The organism is Variovorax sp. V35, from assembly GCF_041154465.1.
GTDB classification, from domain to species: domain Bacteria; phylum Pseudomonadota; class Gammaproteobacteria; order Burkholderiales; family Burkholderiaceae_C; genus Variovorax; species Variovorax boronicumulans.
In genome coordinates this window covers 541,202-560,855 of record NZ_AP028666.1, presented here as the reverse complement: position 1 = coordinate 560,855, position 19,654 = coordinate 541,202, and the positions used below count along the sequence as shown (strand labels likewise).

The 19,654-nt window shown below is 70.7% G+C and carries 19 protein-coding genes; 11 read left to right on the top strand and 8 right to left on the bottom strand.

The features are described from left to right. Positions 1–10: 10 nt before the first annotated feature. Positions 11–1,096: an ABC transporter substrate-binding protein gene (locus ACAM42_RS02570; RefSeq protein ID WP_369631015.1), complete on the top strand. Its 1,086-nt coding sequence runs from the start codon at positions 11–13 to the stop codon at positions 1,094–1,096. A gap of 21 nt (positions 1,097–1,117) precedes the next feature. Here the strand turns inward: ACAM42_RS02570 and ACAM42_RS02565 are convergent, their stop codons facing one another. The 8 genes from ACAM42_RS02565 to ACAM42_RS02530 all read right to left on the bottom strand — a co-directional run bounded on the left by ACAM42_RS02565 (position 1,118) and on the right by ACAM42_RS02530 (position 9,324). Continuing rightward, positions 1,118–1,537 carry a hypothetical protein gene (locus ACAM42_RS02565; RefSeq protein WP_062479768.1) on the bottom strand — a complete coding sequence of 140 codons (420 nt, stop codon included), beginning with the start codon at positions 1,535–1,537 and terminating at the stop codon, positions 1,118–1,120. A 61-nt stretch (positions 1,538–1,598) separates the two neighbouring features. After that, entirely contained in the window at positions 1,599–2,369 is a 771-nt protein-coding gene (locus ACAM42_RS02560; RefSeq protein ID WP_369631014.1) for an SDR family NAD(P)-dependent oxidoreductase, read from the bottom strand. Further along, complete coding sequence (locus ACAM42_RS02555) at positions 2,366–3,163, bottom strand: SDR family oxidoreductase (protein WP_369631013.1); 798 nt, start codon at positions 3,161–3,163, stop codon at positions 2,366–2,368. Before ACAM42_RS02555 ends, ACAM42_RS02560 begins: the two co-directional genes overlap by 4 nt. Further along, positions 3,160–4,551 carry a transaminase gene (locus tag ACAM42_RS02550; RefSeq protein ID WP_369631012.1) on the bottom strand — a complete coding sequence of 464 codons (1,392 nt, stop codon included), beginning with the start codon at positions 4,549–4,551 and terminating at the stop codon, positions 3,160–3,162. Before ACAM42_RS02550 ends, ACAM42_RS02555 begins: the two co-directional genes overlap by 4 nt. 11 nt (positions 4,552–4,562) lie before the next feature. Beyond that, on the bottom strand, positions 4,563–5,234 hold the full coding sequence (locus ACAM42_RS02545) for an HAD-IA family hydrolase (RefSeq protein ID WP_369631011.1): 672 nt from the start codon (positions 5,232–5,234) through the stop codon (positions 4,563–4,565). Then, positions 5,231–6,475 carry a Tm-1-like ATP-binding domain-containing protein gene (locus ACAM42_RS02540; RefSeq protein WP_369631010.1) on the bottom strand — a complete coding sequence of 415 codons (1,245 nt, stop codon included), beginning with the start codon at positions 6,473–6,475 and terminating at the stop codon, positions 5,231–5,233. The genes ACAM42_RS02545 and ACAM42_RS02540 overlap by 4 nt, the downstream gene beginning before the upstream one ends. Beyond that, positions 6,472–7,851 (bottom strand): aminotransferase class III-fold pyridoxal phosphate-dependent enzyme, encoded by a 1,380-nt coding sequence (locus tag ACAM42_RS02535; protein ID WP_369631009.1) that lies wholly within the window; start codon positions 7,849–7,851, stop codon positions 6,472–6,474. The genes ACAM42_RS02540 and ACAM42_RS02535 overlap by 4 nt, the downstream gene beginning before the upstream one ends. A gap of 30 nt (positions 7,852–7,881) precedes the next feature. Beyond that, positions 7,882–9,324 carry an NAD-dependent succinate-semialdehyde dehydrogenase gene (locus ACAM42_RS02530; RefSeq protein ID WP_369631008.1) on the bottom strand — a complete coding sequence of 481 codons (1,443 nt, stop codon included), beginning with the start codon at positions 9,322–9,324 and terminating at the stop codon, positions 7,882–7,884. 143 nt (positions 9,325–9,467) lie between these two features. On the opposite strand from ACAM42_RS02530, the gene ACAM42_RS02525 reads away from it, so the two are divergent. The 10 genes from ACAM42_RS02525 (at position 9,468) to ACAM42_RS02480 (ending at position 19,612) form a co-directional block, all read left to right on the top strand. Beyond that, entirely contained in the window at positions 9,468–9,998 is a 531-nt protein-coding gene (locus ACAM42_RS02525) for a MarR family winged helix-turn-helix transcriptional regulator (protein ID WP_159278771.1), read from the top strand. 125 nt (positions 9,999–10,123) lie between these two features. Next, positions 10,124–11,119, top strand: coding sequence for a helix-turn-helix domain-containing protein (locus ACAM42_RS02520; protein WP_159273608.1), 996 nt, complete (start codon positions 10,124–10,126; stop codon positions 11,117–11,119). Positions 11,120–11,220: 101 nt separating this feature from the next. Further along, entirely contained in the window at positions 11,221–12,678 is a 1,458-nt protein-coding gene (locus tag ACAM42_RS02515) for an amidase (protein ID WP_369631007.1), read from the top strand. Positions 12,679–12,739: 61 nt separating this feature from the next. Next, positions 12,740–13,723 (top strand): Bug family tripartite tricarboxylate transporter substrate binding protein, encoded by a 984-nt coding sequence (locus ACAM42_RS02510; RefSeq protein ID WP_369631006.1) that lies wholly within the window; start codon positions 12,740–12,742, stop codon positions 13,721–13,723. A gap of 107 nt (positions 13,724–13,830) precedes the next feature. After that, the gene (locus ACAM42_RS02505) at positions 13,831–15,141 is read left to right on the top strand and encodes an ABC transporter substrate-binding protein (RefSeq protein WP_369631005.1); all 1,311 of its coding nucleotides are present in this window, start codon (positions 13,831–13,833) and stop codon (positions 15,139–15,141) included. After that, the gene (locus tag ACAM42_RS02500) at positions 15,138–15,893 is read left to right on the top strand and encodes an ABC transporter ATP-binding protein (RefSeq protein ID WP_062477694.1); all 756 of its coding nucleotides are present in this window, start codon (positions 15,138–15,140) and stop codon (positions 15,891–15,893) included. The genes ACAM42_RS02505 and ACAM42_RS02500 overlap by 4 nt, the downstream gene beginning before the upstream one ends. Beyond that, complete coding sequence (locus ACAM42_RS02495; protein WP_159278775.1) at positions 15,880–16,578, top strand: ABC transporter ATP-binding protein; 699 nt, start codon at positions 15,880–15,882, stop codon at positions 16,576–16,578. The genes ACAM42_RS02500 and ACAM42_RS02495 overlap by 14 nt, the downstream gene beginning before the upstream one ends. A 13-nt stretch (positions 16,579–16,591) precedes the next feature. Beyond that, positions 16,592–17,458: a branched-chain amino acid ABC transporter permease gene (locus ACAM42_RS02490; protein WP_062477701.1), complete on the top strand. Its 867-nt coding sequence runs from the start codon at positions 16,592–16,594 to the stop codon at positions 17,456–17,458. Positions 17,459–17,468: 10 nt separating this feature from the next. Further along, positions 17,469–18,503, top strand: a complete 1,035-nt coding sequence (locus tag ACAM42_RS02485; protein WP_369631004.1) for a branched-chain amino acid ABC transporter permease — start codon at positions 17,469–17,471, stop codon at positions 18,501–18,503. Next, complete coding sequence (locus tag ACAM42_RS02480; protein ID WP_369631003.1) at positions 18,500–19,612, top strand: class II histone deacetylase; 1,113 nt, start codon at positions 18,500–18,502, stop codon at positions 19,610–19,612. Before ACAM42_RS02485 ends, ACAM42_RS02480 begins: the two co-directional genes overlap by 4 nt. The last annotated feature ends 42 nt before the right edge of the window (positions 19,613–19,654 follow it).

The following is a 19,654-nucleotide window of genomic DNA, read 5'->3' as shown; positions in this document are numbered from 1 at the left end:
CCTCCTTTCCTTGCCTTCCACCGCCCTGGCCGCCGAGAGCGGCGTCAGCGACGGCGAGATCGTCCTCGGCCACACCGGCATCCTGAGCGGGCCGCTGGGCGCGCCGATCAAGGTCGTGATGGCCGGCGCCGGGCTGGCCTTCGACGCGGTCAATGCGCAGGGCGGGCTCGCGGGCCGCAAGCTCAAGCTGGTCTCGCTCGACGACGAGCTCAAGCCCGAGAAGGCCGTCGCCAACTACGAGAAGCTGCTCGCCGAACACCGCGCCTTCGCCTTCTTCGGCTGCGTGGGCTCGGGCACCACGGCCGCCGCGGCCAAGGTGCTGGGCCAGAGCGGCGCGCCGATGGTGGGCGGCTATGCGGTGTCGGACTCGGCGCGCGAGAAGGTCGCGGGCGCAGGCTACTTCGTGCGCGCCACCTTCGCGCGCGAGGCGCAGGCGCTGGTGCAGCACCTGAGCACCATCGGCGTCTCGCGCATCGCCGTGGCCTACCTGGACAACCCCGGCGGCGCCGAAGTGGCGCGGCTGGTCGAGTCGGCGCTCGACACGCTCAAGCTCAAACCCGTGGCGGCGGTGCCCGTCAAAGGCGACGGCACGACCAACGAGGCCGCGGGCAAGGCGCTGGCCGACAGCCAGGCGCAGGCCGTGCTCATGTACCTGGGCGGCGGCATCGGCGGCGAGGTCATGAAGAGCGCCTGGACCGCCGGCGGGCGCCAGATGTTCTACGGCATGTCGATCGTGCCCGGCGACGTCACGGCCAAGCTCGTCGGCGACAAGACCAGCGGCCTGGCCATCTCGCAGATCGTGCCCTACCCCTGGAGCGAGGTCGACGCCACCGCGCGCGAATTCCGCCAGCTGGCCGAGCGCGCCAAGGTCGACATCGGCTACCTCAGCTACGAGGGCTACGTGAACGCGCTCGTGATGATCGAGGCCCTGCGCCGCACCGGCCGCGACCTCACGCGCGCGAAGCTGCACGCCACGCTGAAGGCGATGAAGCTGCGCATCGGCAACATGGAGATCGACTTCACGGGCGCGAGCAACACGGGCTCGCGCTTCATCGAGATGGTGCGGGTGACGAAGGAAGGGCGCTTCCTGCGATAGAGACAGAGAGGCCGGGTCTGCTCACAGCCCCAGCTGCGTGAGCGCCCAGGCCACCGTGCCCAGCTGCATCACGTTGAGCACCATGCCCGCGATGTGGAGCTTGCGGAACTGCACGATCGACGTGTCCGTCGCCGGGATCGTGTGGCGCAGCAGGTCCATGCGCGGAATGATGAGCCAGCGGCGCAGCGCGAAGGCCAGGCCGGCGATGAAGGCCATGCCGACTGCGAAGAAGGGCTTGCCGCACCACGCATAGCTGAGCGCCGCCGCGCTCGCGGTGAGCACCACGGCCACGTAGTAGACGTTGAACAGGCCACGGATGAAGCGCGAATCCAGCGGGGTGTCGTGCGAGAGCACGAGCAGGGGCAGCGAGCCCATCATGAAGAACCCCATCCAGACCAGCAGGATGACGGTCGCCATGAGCGCAACGACGATGGGAAGCATCTTTGAAAACCCTCCGCGGCGCGCAAGCATACGCCCGGCCGGGCGCGGCGTCTCTCGGCGCTTACATGGCGCGTGCGGCGGCCGGCACCCGCGCCCCGCCATCGGCCACCAGCGCCACGCCGGTCACGAACGAGGCTTCGTCGCTGGCCAGGAACAGGCAGACGGCCGCCATCTCCTCGGGCGTGGCCATGCGGCCCAGCGCGATGCGCGCCACCGTCTGCGCGCGCGCGGCGTCCTCGTCGATACCGCGTTCGGCGGCCAGGTCGCGCATCTCCTGGCGGCTCATCGGCGTGTCGACCCAGCCGGGGCACAACGCATTCACGCGCACGCCCTTCGGGCCGTAGGCCTGCGCGGCCGAGCGCGTGAGCGCGACCACGCCGGCCTTGCTGGACGCATAGCTCGCCATGCCGGCGCCTGCGTTGAACGCCGCGACCGAGGCGACGTTGACGATGGCGCCACCACCCTGCGCGACCATGCCGGGCAGCACGGCGCGCTGGCAGCGCATGGTGCCGCCGAGGTTGACCTCGTGCAGCCGCTGCCAATCGCCGTCGTCGATGTCGGCCGCGTCGTCGCTCTGCACGATGCCGGCGCAGTTCATCAGCACGTCGATGCGGCCGAACGCGGTCTGCACCGCGGCCACCGTGGCGCGCACGGCCGCGTCGTCGGTCACGTCGCAATCGAAGGCCGGGCCCTCGCCCACCGGCTGCGGACGCGGCCAGCCGGCCACGGCGACGCGCGCGCCCTCGGCCGCGAAACGCGCGGCCACGGCGGCGCCGATGCCGGTCGCAGCGCCGACCACGAGGCAGGCCTTGCCATGCAGGCGCGCGCTCATGTCGGTTGCTCCGCGAAGAAGGGGCTTTCAGGCAGCGTCGAGCCGCCATCGACCACGATCGTCTGCCCCGTGATGTAGCGCGCCGCCGGGCTCGCCAGGAAGCGCATCGCGTAGGCGATGTCTTCGGGCCGCCCCAGTTCGCCGGCCGGGATGTGGCGCGCGATGCGCGCGGCCTTGGCCGGGTCGGACAGCAGCGAGCCGCCCTGCTTGGCGATGTAGCCCGGCTCCACGCCGTTCACGGTGATGCCCTCGCGCGCGTACTCCAGCGCTGCCGTGCGGATGAAGCCGTTCACGCCGGCCTTGCTGGCCGCGTAGTGCGCGCTGCCCGGCATGGCCACGCGCGGGCCGGTCACCGACGAGGTGACGAGCAGCCGCCCGCCGCCCCGTGCGCGCAGGTGCGGCACAGCGGCCTGCGTGAGCCAGAAGCAGGCCTTGAGGTTGACGGCCAGCGTGTGCTCGAGCTGCTCGTCGGTCATCGCGTCGATGGCGGCCCACGGGTTCACGGCCGCGTTGTGGACCACGATGTCGAGCGCACCGAACACGCGCACCGCCTCGGCCACCGCGCGCTCGGCCTCGTCGCGCCGGCCGATGTCGCAGGCCAGCGCCTGCGCCGCGAAACCACGCGCACGCAGTTCCGCCGCCACCGCGTCGCCCGCACTGCCTGTGCGGTTGGCGATGAGCACCGAGGCACCGGCTTCGGCGAACACCTGCGCGATGGCCGCGCCGATGCCGCGCCCGCCGCCCGTGACCAGCGCCACCTTGCCCTGCAGGCCGAAGAGATCGGGCGTGCTCATCCCTTGCACTCCCGCACGAACTCGGCGAAGGCCGCGTTGTGCTCGTCCACCTCGCGCTCGGTGGTGCCGGGGCAGCACAGCATCATGTTGTGGAAGGGCGTGATGAGCACGCCGCGGTTCATCATGTACAGGTGCAGCAGCGCCTCGAGTTCGCCGTCGCGCGTGCGGCGCACGTCGCTCGCGTTGCGCGGCGCGTCGGCACAGAAGAGCGTCTCCACGCGCGCGCCGACCTGCGTGGCATGCCACGGCAATCCCGCGGCGGCGATGCTGGCGTTGACGCCTTCGGCCAGGCGCTGCGCGAGCACCAGCATGCGATCGAAGGCCTCGGGCGTGAGCACCTGCGAGAGCACCGCGCGCATCACGGCCACGGTGAGCGCGTTGCCCGCCAGCGTGCCGCCGAAGCCGGCATGCGCCGACTGGCGCTTCGTGGGGTGCAGCTTGGGCAGCACCTGCCAGACGCGCTCGGCGGTCTCGGCGCTCAGGCCGAAAGCGGCGGCGGGAATGCCGCCGGCAATGGCCTTGCCGATCACGAACATGTCGGGGTCGAGCCCGTGCTGGCGCGTGTAGCCGCCCGGCCCGCTGGAGATGGTGTGGGTCTCGTCGATGACCAGCAGCGTGCCGGTCTCGCGCGTGAGGCGGCGCAGCGCGTCGTGAAAGCCGGGCGCGGGCGCGATCATTCCGTAGTTGGTCATGGCCGGCTCGGCCAGCACGCAGGCCACGTCGCCGGCGCGCAGCGCGCGCTCCAGCGCGGGCATGTCGTTGAACTCGACCACGGCCGAGAGCTGGTCGTGCGGAAAGCCGTTGGGGTGGATGTCGTTGCGCATCGCGACGGCGCCGTCGCGCAGCTCCACATGCGCCTCTTCCACCGAGCCGTGGTAGCAGCCCGAGAACACCAGCACGCGCGGGCGGCCCGTGACCATGCGCGCCAGGCGGATGCAGGCGCGGTTGGCGTCCGAGGCCGAGGTCGTGAGGTTCCAGTACGGCAGGCCGAAGCGGCGCGACAGCTCTTCGCCGACCCAGGCCGCATCGTCGGTCGGCAGCATCAGCGAGCTGCCCACGCGCGCCTGCCGCGCCAGCGCCTCGACCACCGCCGGGTGGCCGTGGCCGCACATGCCGCCGGTGTCGCCCAGGCAGAAGTCGGCGTAGCCATTGCCGTCCACGTCGACAAAGCGCGCGCCGTAGGGCAGCTGCGCGTCCTGCACGTACAGCGGCCAGCCGCCGATCCAGCGGCGCATCCAGTGCGAGGGCGCGCCGTAGAGCCAGGCCTGCTGGCCCTGCGCAAAGCGTTCGCCGCTGCGCGCGTGAGTGCGCGCATAGCGCGCCTGTTCGGCCTGCATCAGGGCCTGCACGCGCTCGCGCGGCACGGTGGGTTCGAAGGTCGGGGTCATCGGGAACTCGGTCAGAAAGAAAGAGAGGAAGAAACGCCCAGCATCGAGAGCGCCTGCGCATAGCTCGCGCCCGGATGCATCACGTCGAAGTGCACGGTGCGCAGGCCCACGCGCTGTGCGCCGGCGATGTTGCGCAGCTGGTCGTCGACGAACACGCAGGCGTCGGCGGACAGGCCGAGCTGGTCCAGGCACTGCTGGTAGGCGCGCGCATCGGGCTTGAGGATGCCGGTGTGCGTGGCGTCCACCACCACGTCGAAGGCGCTCATGAAGGGCAGGCGCTGGCGAAAGCCCGCGCCGTAGAACAGGTCGAGCTCGTTCGACAGGATGGCGAGCCGGCAGCCGGCGCGGCGCGCCGCCTCGATGGCCGCGAGGGCCTCGGGGCGGATCGCCGCCTCGGGGTCGGCGCCGCGCGCGCGCTGCACGAAGGTCTCCATGCGGTCCCAGCGTTCGCCGACCAGCGCACCCACCTCGCGGGTGCGCGCCATCCAGTAGTCGCGCTCCGAGAGCTTGTCGGCCTGCATGTCGCGCCACAGCGGATCGCTCGCGAGGTCGAAGGGGCCGCGCCAGGTGAGCGTGCCGCGCGGCAGCGACAGCGCCTCTTCGGTGAGCGCGTGGGTCTCGAACAGCGTGCGGCTGATGACGCCGCCGAAGTCGAGCACGAGGGCTTGCGTACCGGGGCTCATGCGCGGCTCCCTGCGGGCACGGTGCCGTCGGCCACCCAGGCGTCGAACACCTGCAGTGCGGCGTCGCAGAAGGCGCTGTCGTTGATGTGCGCATCGAGCTCGACAAGCCGCGCCGGGTCGACGCTGCCACGCAGCGCTTCGGTGAAGGCCGCGAGGCCTTCGGGGTCGTGCAACGGCTCGCCGGGGCGGTCCCAGCCTTCGATGCCTTGCAGTGGCATCAGCAGGCAGGTGGCACCCTCGGCGCGCGCGAGGCGGCGCGCGATCTCGGCGGCCACGCCACGTCGGAACGCGGGCGCGCTCAAGGCCGAGGCCAGCAGCCGGTTGTGGATGTGCGTGGGCCGGCCTTCCAGGCCCTCGGGCGTGGACTGCCAGGCCGGGTAGTCGAGCATGTCGATGGCGCCGGGCGCGACGATCTGCGGCGTGCCCGCGCGGCCGGCGCCGAGCAGGCGATCGGGCCCGGCCGTCACGCACGAGCCGCCGAGCTGGTTGGCCAGCTCCTGCAGGCTGAAGTCCATCACCGCGCAGAAGCGGCCCTCGGCGGCCAGCGCCTCGAAGGCGCGCCCGCCCATGCCAGTGGTGTGGAACACGGCGACTTCGTAGCCGCGCGCTTCGAGCGCGGGCTTGAGCGTCTTCATGTAGGTGAGCGCGCTGGAGCCCAGCGAGGTCATGCCCACCAGCGGCTTCTCGAAGGCCGGCACGCAGGCCTGGCGGCAGGCGCCGAGCACCGCACCCGCGGCCTGGCTCAGGGCCGAGCGGCACAGGCTGTTGAGGCCGTAGAGCCCGCCGGCCCACAGCACCATGATGAGGTCGGGCGGAATGCGCTCGGGCGGCAGCAGGTGCGAGTAGGCGATGGTCGACACCAGCACCTTCGGCACGCCCAGCGGCAGCGCCTGCGCCACGTCGAGCGCCAGGTCGGTGCCCATGGTGCCGCCCAGTGCGAGCAGACCGTCGATGCGGCCCTCGGCCTGCCAGCGCGCGGCGAGCCTGGCGGCGCCGCGCGCCATCAGCGTCATGGCGCTGTTCTCGTCGCCGCTGGCCGCTACTTCGGCGACGGTCTTTCCGGCGGCGGCGGCCACTTCGGTGTTGGGAATGTCGGGCGTGAAGGGCGCACCGTCGAGCACGCCCACGTCCATCACGACGACGCGGCCGCCGCCGGCCTCGATGCATTCGCGCATGAACAGCAGCTCGGCGCTCTTGGTGTCGGCGGTGCCGATCAGCAGGATCGTGGGCGCTCGGCTCACAGCGTCGCTTCCACGTCGGCGAACGCGCCTTCGAGCGCATCGACCATGAAGTCCACCTCCTCGCGCGTGATGACCAGCGGCGGCGAGAGGATGAGGTTCGGCCCCGAGATGCGCACCATCAGCCCGCGCTGGTAGGCCGCCTGCGCCACCTTCGCGGCGATCGGGTTGCCGCGCGGCAGCGTGGTGCGCGTGGCCTTGTCGGCCACCATCTCGATGCCCAGCATGAGGCCCATGCCGCGCACGTCGCCGACGAAGCTGAACTTGTCGACGAAGGGCCGCACGCGCGCCTGGAAATGCGCGCCCACGCGCGCCGCGTTGCCGGGCACGTCGAGCGCCTCGATCTGCTCCAGCGTGGCGAGCGCGGCGGCTGCGGCCACCGGGTGCGCGCTGTAGGTGTAGCCGTGGCCCACCGCGGCCTGGCCCGTGGGGTCGTTGAGGAACACCTCGGCCACCTTGCTGCCGATGGCGGTGGCGCCCAGTGGCACGTAGCCCGACGAGATGCCCTTGGCCAGGCACCACAGGTCGGCCTTCACGTTCCACAGCCGCGTGCCGAACATCGCACCGCCGCGGCCGAAGCCGGTGACGACCTCGTCGGCGATGAGCAGCACGCCGTACTTGTCGCAGATCTCGCGCACGCGCGGCCAGTAGTTGGGCGGCGGCACGATCACGCCGCCCGCGCCCTGGATCGGCTCGGCGATGAAGGCGGCCACGGTGTCGGGGCCCTGGAACTGGATCTCGCGCTCCAGCTGCGTGGCGCAGATCTCGCCGAGTTCTTCCGGGTCCTGCGTGTAGGGGTTGCGGTAGAGCCACGGCGTGTCGACGTGAAAGCACCCCGGCAGCAGCGGCTCGTAGGCACGGCGGAAGTTCAGGTTGCCGTTCACGCTCATGCCGCCGAAGTGCACGCCGTGGTAGCCCTGGCGCAGCGCGATGAACTTGAAGCGGTCGGCCTGGCCCTTGAGCTTCCAGTACTGGCGCGCGAGCTTGAGCGCGCCTTCGACCGCGTCGGAGCCGCCGTTGCTGAAGAACACGGCGGCCACGCCGTCGGGCTCCATGGTCTTGACCAGGCGCGCCGACAGCTCGATGGCGCGCGGGTGCGTGGTGCCGCGGAACACGTTGTAGAAGGGCAGCTCGTCCAGCTGCGCGACGATGGCGTCGCGCACGGGTTTGTTGCTGTGGCCCAGGTTCGCGGCCCACAGGCCGCCGACGCCGTCGAGCATCTTGTGGCCGTCGACGTCCCAGATCCAGCAGCCCTGGCCGCGCGCAATGATGTCGGGCTTGCTCTTGAGCATGGCCTGCGGATGCGCCATGGGGTGCCACAGGTACTGGGCGTTGTCTTGCTTGAGCGCCGCCACGGCGGCGGCTTCTTTCGTTGTCATGCAGGTCTCCGGAAGTATTGGGGGGGGTGCTCAGGACGGCACGCCGACGGTGAGGGTCTTGACCTCGGTGTAGTGCAGCAGGCCCTCGGCGCCCATCTCCTGGCCGATGCCGCTTTCCTTCCAGCCGCCGAAGGGCATCTCGGGCTGCGAGACGCCGAAGTGGTTGATGCCGACCATGCCGGCCTCGAGTGCGTCGCCCAGGCGGTGCGCGGTGTGCAGGTCGCGCGTGAAGGCGTAGGCACCCAGGCCGTAGGGCAAGGCATTGGCCTGCGCGATGGCTTCGTCCAGCGTGTCGTAGGGCTGAAGTACGGCGATGGGGCCGAAGGGCTCCTGGCGCATCACGCGGCTGTCGGCCGGTGCGTTGGCGATCACGGTGGGCTCGAAGAAGAAGCCGGGGCGCTGCACGCGGTGGCCGCCGCACAGCAGTTGCGCGCCGCGCTCCACGGCGTCGTCGACGAAGCGCTGCATGTCCTCGATGCGGCGTGCGTGCGCGAGCGGGCCCATCTGCGTGGCGGGGTCGGTGCCGTCGCCCAGGCGCAGCGCGCGCGCGGCCTGCACGAAGGCCTCGCTCCATTCGCCGAAGCGCGCGCGCGGCACGTAGAAGCGGATCGGCGACGCACACACCTGGCCCGCGTTGCGGAACTTGGCGGCCAGCGACTGCTTGAGCGCAAAGGGAAAGTCGGCGTCGTCGCAGACGATCACCGGCGCGTGGCCGCCGAGTTCGCCGGTGAAGCGCTTCACATGCCGCGCCGCCTGCTCGCCCAGCAGCTTGCCCACGGCCACCGAGCCGGTGAACGACACCTTGGCGATCGCCGGATGGTCGATGAGGAAGGACGACACCTCGGCCGGGTCGCCGCACACCATGTTCAACGCATCGGGCGGCACGCCGGCATCGAGAAAGGCGCGCACCAGCAGCATGCAGGTGCCCGGCGTTTCTTCCGCCGGCTTGATGACCACGCTGCAGCCCGCGGCCAGCGCGCTCGCGAGCTTGCGCGCCGGCAGGTTGGCCGGAAAGTTCCACGGCGTGAAGGCCGCCACCGGCCCCACGGGCTGGCGCATGACCGACTGCGAAAGGATGCCCTCGACGCGCGGCGGCACGAGGCGGCCGTACAGGCGCTTGGCCTCTTCGGCCTGGAAGTCGATGATGTCGGCCGACAGCGTGACCTCGCGCAGCGACTCGGCCAGCGGCTTGCCTTGTTCGAGCGTGAGCACGTGCGCAATCGTCTTCGCTTGCGCGCGGATGTTCTGCGCGGCGGCGCGCAGGATGTTGCAGCGTTCGAGTGCGCTCTTGCCGCGCCACTGCACGAAGCCGCGGCGCGCGGACGCGGCCGCTTCGGCGAGTTCGTCGCGGCCGGCCAGCGGCAGCTGCGCGATCGTTTCTTCAGTGGCAGGGTTGACGACCGCGCGGCGGCCGCCGGCGGTCTGCGTGCGCCATTGGCCGGCGATGTGCAGTGCGAGTTCAGGGTAGTCCATGCCCTGCACGATAGGGAGCGAGCCCCTTGCCGCGTTATCGAAAACTGGCAAACCTCGCGCGGCCTCGTGCGTGATGCGCAAGGGCCTTCCTATACTGTCCGCGCCGATCTTCTTTCACGACGCCTCCACGCCACGACCTCACCGTGCCCCGTTCACGCACCCCTTCCCGGCCCAGCGCCAAGCCCCTGCCCAAGGCACGCAGCAATGCCGCGAGCGCCCCGGCCTTCGACCTCGAGACCTTCCTGCCCTTTCAACTCTCGGTGGTCGCCAACCGCGTGAGCCAGACGGTGGGCCAGTCGATCGCGAGCCGCTTCTCGCTGCAGATTCCGGAGTGGCGCATCGTCGTGGTGCTGGGCAAGTACGGTGCGCTGTCGGCGCTCGAGATTGCACAGAAGACGAGCATGGACAAGGCCCGCGTGAGCCGCGCGCAGCACCGGCTGGTGGACCTGGGGCTGGCCAACATGCACCCCTCGGCCGACGACCGCCGCAAGGTCATCGTGTCGCTCGAGGAAGAAGGCCTGGCGCTGTACCGCGACATGGTGCCGCTGGCGCACGACACCGCGCAGCGCCTGTTCTCGCAGCTCACGGCGGACGAGCGCCAGGTGCTGCAGACCATCGTGCAGAAGCTGTTCGACAGCACCACCGGCTTCGAGCCCAGCGGCGAGCTCGAATAGGCCACGATCGGGTGGCTTAGGGGTTTGCCCTGTCACTTTAAGATCGTTGTCAACGAAACAATCTGGTCTGGAGATTGCTTCCGGCACGGGTCTTCGCACCCCTGCCACCGCTTCGCCGGACCGCCATGACCAGCCAGACCGCCTCCGTTCTTCCTGCCCCCGCCCCCACCGTCGCGACGCGCTGGACCCTGTCCACGCACGACATCGACGCCTACGCCAGCGGCCAGAACGGCTGGCACCTGGCGTGCGACATGCTCTCGGGCGGCAGCTTCGCCGGCTTTCTCGACCACGTGCAACTGCCCGGCCTGCGGCTGGTGCGCGAGACCACCAACCGCGCGCTGCGCCAGCACGGCGAGATGAACCCCGACTGCTGCGGCTTCGCCCTCACCTGCCGGCAGGACGGCGAGGCGCGCTTCTCGGGCCAGCGGCTGGACACCGAATCGGTGATGGTCGGGCGCTGCGACGAGCTCGACCTGTGCAGCCCGCCGGGCTTCGAGTTGACGGGCATCGTGGTCGACAACGCGCTGCTGCAGTCGCTCACCGAACGCCTGAACGACCGCGCGCCGCCGGCCTGGCTCGAACGGCGCGTGGTGCTGCACTTCGACGACCCCACCATGCAGTCGCTGCGCGGCACCTTGCGCGGCGCCTTCAGCGCGCTCGACGCGATGCCCGGCCTGCTCGACGACCCCGTTGCCACGGTGCAGCTGCGCGACGACGTGCTGCTGGCCTGGCTCAACGCCTTGCCTGAAGACGTCGACCTGCGCGAGCTGCGCTCCACCGAGGCGCACCGCCGCGTGGTGCGCCGCGCCTGCGAGCTGATGATGTCGCGGCCCGACGAGCCGCTGTCGATGCTGCAGGTGTGCAGCCGCATCGGCGCTAGCCAGCGCAAGCTGAACTACTGCTTCCAGGAAACGCTGGGCCTGAGCCCCGCGCGCTACCTGCGGGCGCTGCGCCTGAACGGCGTGCGCCGCGCACTGAAGCGGCCCGAGTCGCGCTCGGTGCAGGACATCGCGGCGCACTGGGGCTTCTGGCACCTGAGCCAGTTCGCGACGGACTACCGGCGCCAGTTCGGCGAACTGCCCTCGCAGACGCTGCGCGGCGCGGCGCTCACGAGGCACTGATCCGGTGCACGGGCCGAGGGGAATCCCTCGGTTTTCGGGGCGCCAGTTTTGCCGTTTTTTGATACCTGCTTGCGGAGGCGGTCGCTATCGTTGACCGCCATATGTCCGCCACGCTGCCACCCCTTCCCAGCGCCCGTTCGCTCGCCACCGCCCTGCAACGCCGCGAGCTCTCGTGCCGCGAACTGATGCAGACCTGCCTTGCGCGCATCGAGCGCCTCAACCCGCAGGTCAACGCGCTGGTGTCGCTGCAACCGCCCGAAGCGATGCTGCGCCAGGCCGATGCCTGCGATGCGCAACGCGCGCGCGGCGACGCGGTAGGCCGGCTGCACGGCTTCCCGATGGCGCCGAAGGATTTCGTCGCCACCGCCGGCCTGCCGACCACCATGGGCAGCCCGGTGTTCGCGAAGCAGGTCACGCCACACGACGCGATCATGGTCGAGCGCCTGCGCCGCGCCGGCGCGCTGTTCGTGGGACGCAGCAACACGCCCGAGTTTGGCCTGGGCTCGCACACCTACAACACGGTGTTCGGCACCACGCGCAACGCATGGAACCTCGACCACGCGGCCGGCGGCAGCAGCGGCGGCGCGGCGGTGGCGCTCGCGCTGCACATGCTGCCGGTGGCCGACGGCAGCGACATGATGGGTTCGCTGCGCAACCCCGCGGCCTGGAACCACGTCTACGGCCTGCGTCCGTCGCTGGGCCGCGTGCCCACCGGGCCGGGGCCGGAGCTGTTCTTCCAGCAGCTGGGCTGCGAAGGGCCGATGGGCCGCACGCCCGAGGACGTGGCCTGGCTGCTGTCGGTGCAGGCGGGCTACGACACGCGCTCGCCGCTGAGCCTGGCCGGTGACGGCGAGGCCTTTGCGCAGCCACTCGACTCAGAGCTGCGCGGCCAGCGCATCGCGTGGCTCGGCGACCTCGGCGGCCACCTGCCGATGGACCCGGGCGTGATGGCGCTGTGCGAATCGGCGCTGCGGCATTTCGACACGCTGGGCTGCAGCGTCGCGCCCGCCGTGCCCGCCTTCGATTTCAACGCGCTGTGGACGGCTTGGCTGCGCCTGCGCGGCTTCATCGTGGCCGGCGCGCTGCGCGGGCTGCACGCCGACCCGGCCACGCGCGCGCAGCTCAAGCCCGAGGCCTGCTGGGAGATCGAGCAGGGCGAGCGCCTGAGCGCCGCCGCGCTGCATGAGGCGGCCGTCACGCGCACGCAGTGGCATGCCGCGCTGCTGCAGCTCTTCGAACGCTTCGACTTCCTGGTGCTGCCGGCTGCGCAGGTGTTCCCGTTGCCGGTCGACGTGCACTGGCCGCGCGAGGTCGGCGGCCGCGCCATGGACACCTACCACCGCTGGATGGAAGTGACCATCGGCCCCTCGCTCGCCGGCCTGCCCGCGATGGCGATCCCGGCCGGCTTCTCGCAGGCTGAGGGCACGCGCGGCCTGCCGATGGGCCTGCAGCTCATCGGCCGCCCCGGCGCCGACCTCGACGTGCTGCGCATGGCGCACGGCTGGCACCAGGCCGTGCCCTTCGCGAACGTGCAATCGCCACTGCTGCTGCAGCCGTAGCAACCACAAGCCCCCGTTTCCCGTACTCCGACACATCTCACACAACCCGAGGAGAGAACCCATGCGCAGACGTTCGCTGATTGCTGCCGGCCTGGCCGCCGGCCTGTCCCCCATCGCCCTGCCCGCCCTGGCCCAGGGCCTGGGGGGCAAGACCCTGAACCTGATCGTGCCCTACCCCGCGGGCGGCGGCTCCGACATCAACGCGCGCTTGGCCGCGCCCGAGCTGTCGCGGCTGCTGGGCCAGCCGGCCATCGTCGACAACGTGCCCGGCGCCAGCGGCTCGCTCGGCGTGATGAAGGCGGCCAACGCGCCGGCCGACGGCACGGCGCTGCTCGTGGGGTCGCCGATGGAGCTGATGCTCACGCCGCTCACGCTCAGCAGCGCGCGCTACAAGGCCGAAGACTTCCGCCCCATCGGCGTGATGGCCGTCACCTCGATGGTGCTGCTGGCGCGCAAGGACCTGGGCGCGGGCAGCGTCGACGAACTCATCGCACTGCTGCGCCGCCCCGACACGAAAGAGCTGAGCTACGGCAGCATCGGCCCCGGGTCGCTCTACCACCTGCTCGGCGAGCGCTTCATGCAGCAGACGGGCACCAAGATGCTGCACGTGCCCTACAAGGGCTTCGCGCCGCTGGTGAACGACCTGCTGGGCGGGCAGATCGACCTGGTGTTTGCGCCGCTGGCCGGCAACGTGCCCGACCTGCTGGACGCCGGCAAGGTCAAGGCGCTGGGCATCGCGGCCTCGGCGCCGCACGAGCGCTTCACGGCGATTCCGCTGATCCGCAACAGCAAGGGCCTGGACGACTTCGTCTACAGCCTGTGGGCGGGCATCCAGGTGTCGCACCGCGTGCCCGAGGACGCGCAGCAGCGGCTGCACACGGCCTTCAACCAGATGATGCTCAAGCCCGAGCTGCGCCGCGCGCTGGAACTCGGCGGCAGCAAGGTGGCGCCCGAACAGACGCTGGCCGAGCTGCGCCGCGGCTACCAGGCCGACATGGAGCGTTACCGCGCCATCGCCAAGTCGGTGAACCTGCGGCCCGAATGACATCCGCGGGCACGGGCCCGCGTTTTGCCAGTTTTCGATAACGCCGCGGCGGCGCGCAGAGAGAGGATGCGGACCTGTCCATCCTTCATCCGCCAAGGAGAACCTCCATGTCCGCCGACCTTTTCCCCGCAGCCCCCGGCGCCCTCACGCGCCGCCAACTCGTCATCGGCGGCGGCGCGGCCGCGCTGGCCGGCGTGCCTGCGCTGGCGCATGCGCAATCGAAGACCATCAAGATCGGCTACCTCACCACGCTGTCGGGCGTTCGCGCCAACTTCGGCGAGGCCGACCCGTGGAGCCTGGAGCGCGTGCGCGCCGCGCTGAAAGACGGCCTGACCATCGGCGGCACGACCTACAAGGTGGAGATCGTGGTGCGCGACACGCAGTCCGACGCCAACCGCGGCGCCACCATGTCCAGCGAGCTGCTGCTGCGCGAGAAGGTCGACCTGCTGCTGGTGCAGGACAGCGACGCCGCATTGGCCGCCGGCCAGCTGTGCGACGTCAACGGCGTGCCGATGGTGTCGACCATGGGGCCGTGGCAGGCCATCACCTTCGGTCGCGGCTCCACGCCGCAAAAAGGTTTTCCGTTCTCCTTCCATTTCTTCTGGGGCGCCGACGACGTGCTGAAGAACTTCTTCGGCATGTGGGAGCCGCTGAAGGTGGAGCGCACGCTGGGCACGCTGTACATCGACAACGGCCCGGGCCACGCCTTCGCCGATCCGGCCACGGGCATCCCGGGCGGCGCCAAGCAGCGCGGCTACAAGGAGACCAACGGCGGCTTCTTCAAGATCGCGACCGACGACTTCAGCAACCAGGTCTCCAGCTTCAAGGCGGCGCGCGCGAACATCGTCTCGGGCTTTGCCTACGCCAACCACTTCGCCACCTTCTGGAAGCAGGCGCAGCAGGCGGGCTACCGGCCCGAGGTGGTGACGATGGCCGCGTCGTTCCTGTTCCCGAGCGCCGTGGAGTCGCTGGGCGCGGCGGGCAACGGCATGTCGACCGAGGTCTGGTGGACGCCCAACTTCCCGTTCAAGTCCTCGCTCACGGGTCAGAGCGCCAAGGCGCTGGCGGCCGACTGGGAGGCCACCACCGGCAAGCAGTGGACGCAGCCCATCGGCTACGGCCACGCGCTGTTCGAGGTCGGCATTGCGGCGCTGAAGAACGCCACCAACCCGAAGGACAAGAAGGCCGTGCGCGACGCGCTGGCCAACCTGCAGCTCGATTCGGTGGTGGGACGCATCGACTTCAAGGGCAGCCCGATCAAGAGCGTGGCCGTCACGCCGATGGTGGCGGGCCAGTGGCGCAAGACCAAGGCGGGCAGCAAGTTCCCGTACGAGCTGGTCATCACGCACAACAGCACGGCCAAGCAGATTCCGGTGGAAGACGAGCTCAAGCTGCTGTCGCAGCTCAAGGCTGCATGAGCGATTGCCTCGTCATCGACGGCCTGTGCAAGCGCTACGGCGAGATCGTCGTGGCCGACCAGGTGGCGCTCTCGCTCGCGCGCGGCGAGTGCCTGGGCGTGGTCGGGCCGAACGGCGCGGGCAAGAGCTCGCTGTTCAACCTGATCACCGGCGTGGCCGTGCCCGACGCGGGCAGCATCCGCCTCGAAGGCCGCGAACTCGTCGGGCTGCGCGCCGATGCGCGGGCGCGGCTGGGCGTGGCGCGCGCCTTCCAGATTCCGCAGCCCTTCGCGCACCTGAGTGCCTACGAGAACGCGCTGGCCGCCGCCACCTTCGCCGCGCGGCTGCCGCGCGCGCAGGCCGCGCGCCAGGCCTGGGCCGTGCTGGAACGTACCGGGCTGGCCGACCGCGCCGACGTGCCGGCCGGCCGCCTGCCGCTGCTGGACCGCAAGCGCCTCGAACTGGCCAAGGGCCTGGCGGCGCGGCCGCACCTGCTGCTGCTCGACGAGATCGCCGGCGGCCTCACCGAGGCCGAGGTGCAGGTGCTGGTGGCGCTGGTGCTCGAGCTGAAGCAGGACGTGGCGATGATCTGGATCGAGCACATCGCACAGGCGCTGATGGCCGTCGCAGACCGCATCATGGTGCTGAACTTCGGCCGCAAGCTGCTGGAAGACACACCCGCCGCCGCCATGGCCAGCCGCGAGGTGCGCGAGGTCTACATGGGCGTGGGCGACGAAGACACCTTGCAGGAGAGCACCCATGCCGCTGCTTGAAGTGCGCGAGCTGTGCAGCCACTACGGCGACCTGCAGGCGCTGTTCGACCTCTCGCTCGACGTGGCGGAGGGCGAAGCCACCGCGCTCATCGGCGCCAACGGCGCGGGCAAGTCGACGCTGATCCGCGCCATTGCCGGACTGGGCTCGCGCAGCCGCGGCGGCATCCGCTTCGACGGCCAGGCCATCGAGGCCGAGCCGGCCGAGCGCATCGCGCGCCGGGGCATCGCGCTGGTGCCCGAGGGGCGGATGCTGTTTCCTTCGCTCACCGTGGAAGAAAACCTGCGCATGGGCGCGCTGTGCGGCCGGACCGGCCACTGGACGCTGCCCACGGTGTACGCGCTGTTCCCCATCCTGCAGGAGTTCCGCCACCGGCCGGCCACGCAGCTGTCGGGCGGGCAGCAACAGATGGTGAGCATCGGCCGCGCGCTCATGGCCAACCCGCGCCTGATGCTGTGCGACGAAATCTCGCTGGGCCTGGCGCCGGTGGTCATCGAGCAGATCTACCGCGCCTTCGGCGACATCCGCGCGCAGGGCACGGCCCTCTTGGTGGTGGAGCAGGACGTGACGCGCGCCTGCCGCATCGCGCAGCGCGTGTACTGCCTGCTCAAGGGGCGCGTCACGCTGGCGGGCCGCGCATCGGACTTCAGCGCCGCGCAGATCGCCAACGCCTACTTCGGACACTGAACACCTCCCCACCATGGCTTGGCTCGAAACCCTCATCAACGGCGTGCTGCTCGGCGGCCTCTACGCACTCTTCGGCCTCGGGCTGGCGCTGGTCTTCGGCGTGATGCGCATGGTCAACCTCGCGCACGGCGAGTTCGTGGTGCTGGCGGCGTACTTCGCGGTCTTCCTGGCCACGCAGTTCCCCGGCGTGTCGCCGCTCTTCTTCATCGCGCCAGTGGCGCTGGCGGCCTTCGGCATGGGCTACCTGCTGCAGCGGCTGCTGCTGAACCGCGCGGTGGCCACCGACGATCCGCTCACGCCGGTGCTGGTCACCTTCGGCATCGCGGTGGTGCTGCGCAACCTGATGGTCGAGCTGTTCGGCGCCGACCCGCGCGCGCTCGACGGCGGCGCGCTGGCCACGGCGGGCTTCGAGATCGGCGGTCTGCGCATCGGCTGGTACCCGGTGCTGGTGCTGGTGCTCGCGGTGCTGGCCTTCGGCGCGCTGCAGTGGCTGCTGCAGCACTCGCGCTTCGGCCTCGTGGTGCGCGCCACCTCGGACCACCGCGAGATCGTGCGCACGATGGGCGTGCGCCCGCGCCATGTGTATGCGGTGGTGATGGGGCTGTCGCTGGCCTTCGCGTCGGTGGCGGGGCTGCTGCTGGCGCTGCGCACCTCGTTCACGCCCTTCTCGGGCGTGGAGCGGCTGCTGGGCGCGTTCGAGGTCGTGATCATCGGCGGCCTGGGCTCGTTCCGCTGGGCGCTGGTCGGCGGCATCGCGCTGGGCGTGGCGCAGCTCGTGGGCCAGCGGCTCGATTCCAACGCGGGCGCGCTGTACGCCCACCTGCTGTTCTTCGCGGTCCTGATGGTGCGCCCCAACGGCATCGCTGGCGCACGTACATGAGATGACTTCGATGCGTCCTCCGTCCCTCGCCCCCTGGATCGGCTTCGCCGCCGCGGCCCTTGCCATCGCCTTCGCGCCCACCGTGGCCGACGGCGGCCTGCTGCGCCTGCTCAGCGAGGTGCTGATCACGCTGGCCATGGCCCAGATGTGGAACCTGCTGGCCGGCTACACCGGGCTGGTGTCGATGGGCCACCAGGCCTTTGCCGGCATCGGCGCCTACCTGCTGTTCGTGGCCTCCGACCGGCTGGGCATCTCGCCCTACTGGATGGTGCCGGTGGCGGGCCTGGGCGGCGCGCTGCTGGCCGCCGTGGTGGCGCCGCTGATGTTCCGCCTGCGCGACGCCTACTTCTCGATCGGCATGTGGGTGCTGGCCGAGATCGTGCGCCTGCTGGTCGCCAAGTTTCCGCTGTTCGGCGGCGAATCGGGCGTGCCGCTGCAGGCGGTGCGGCTGGTGGAGGCCGAGAGCTTCCAGCAGAACGCGTTCTGGATCTCGGGCGCCATCGGCCTGGCGGCAGTGGCCGGCGTGTACCTGCTGATGCGCTCGCCCTTCGGCCTGGGGCTGATGGCGGTGCGCGACAACGAACTGGCCGCCACCAGCATCGGCGTGAACGTGTGGCGCAACCGCTTCATCGCCTTCGTGCTGTCGGGGCTGGGCTTCGGGCTGGCCGGCGGGGCGCACTTCATGGGGACGATGTTCGTCTCGCCCGACTCGGCCTTCGACATCAACTGGGTGGTGACGGCGATGTTCATCGTGATCATCGGCGGCATCGGCACCATCGAGGGGCCGCTGATCGGCACCGTCATCTACTTCGGGCTGCGCGAGCTGTTCAACACCTGGTTCGCGATGTCGGGCGGCTGGTACCTGATCGCGATGGGCTGCATCGCCATCGCTGTCATGCTGCTGGCACCGCGCGGCCTGTGGGGGCTGGCGCGCGAACGCTGGGGCTGGCGCGGCCTGAGCGTGCAGCGCCATCCACCACCGCACGACGAAGCCTCGCTGCCCACACCTCTTCCTCCCTCCACGCAACAAGGACGCACCGCATGAAGACCACCGCCTTCTTTCACGACGAACGCACCTTCTGGCACGTGCCCGGCGGGCTGCATGCCCTGTTCCTGCCGGTGGGCGGCTGGGTGCAGCCCATGGCCGGCAGCGGCATGGCCGAGTCGCCCGATTCCAAGCGCCGCATCAAGTCGCTGATGGACGTGTCGGGCCTGAGCGCGCAGCTCGACGTGCTGAGCGCGCCGATGGCCAGCGAAGAAGACCTGCAGCGCGTGCATCCCGCCGGCTACCTGCAGAAGTTCAAGGCCGCCAGCGACGCCGGCGGCGGCGACCTGGGCGAGGTGGCGCCCTTCGGCCCGGGCAGCTACGAGATCGCGAAGCTCTCGACCGGGCTGGCCATTGCCGCGATGGACAGCGTGCTGCAGGGCCGCCACCGCAACGCCTTCGCGCTCACGCGCCCGCCGGGCCACCACTGCCTGCGCGAACACAGCATGGGCTTTTGCCTGTTCAACAACATCGCGGTGGCCATCGAGACCATGAAGGCGCGTCACGGCCTGGGCCGCGTGGCCGTGATCGACTGGGACGTGCACCACGGCAACGGCACGCAGGAAATCTTCTACGACCGCCCCGACGTGCTCACGCTCTCGCTGCACCAGGAGAACTGCTTCCCGCCCGGCTACAGCGGCGCCGAAGACCGCGGCACGGGCGCGGGGCTGGGCTTCAACGTCAACATCCCGCTGCAACCCGGCGGCGGACACGCGGCCTACATGCACGCCTTCGAGCGCATCGTGACGCCGGTGATCGACCGCTACCGCCCCGAGCTGATCGTGGTGGCGAGCGGGCTGGACGCCAACGGCGTCGACCCGCTGGCGCGCATGCAGCTGCACCCCGAGTCGTTCCGCCAGATGATGCGGCAGGTCAACACGCTGGCCACAAAGCACTGCGACGGGCGCGTGGTGGTGGTGCACGAGGGCGGCTACTCGGAAGCCTGCGTGCCCTTCTGCGGGCTGGCGGTGGTGGAAGAACTGTCGGGCCACCGCACCGAGGTGGAAGACCCGTTCAGCGACTTCTTCGGGCTGCAGCAGCCGTCGGCGCGCTTCGATGCGTTCCAGCGTGAATTGATGGGCGAGATGGCGGCGTTGCACGGGCTCTGAGGCCAAGCGGGTCTTTGCATGGACTAAGCTCGTCGCTGCCGG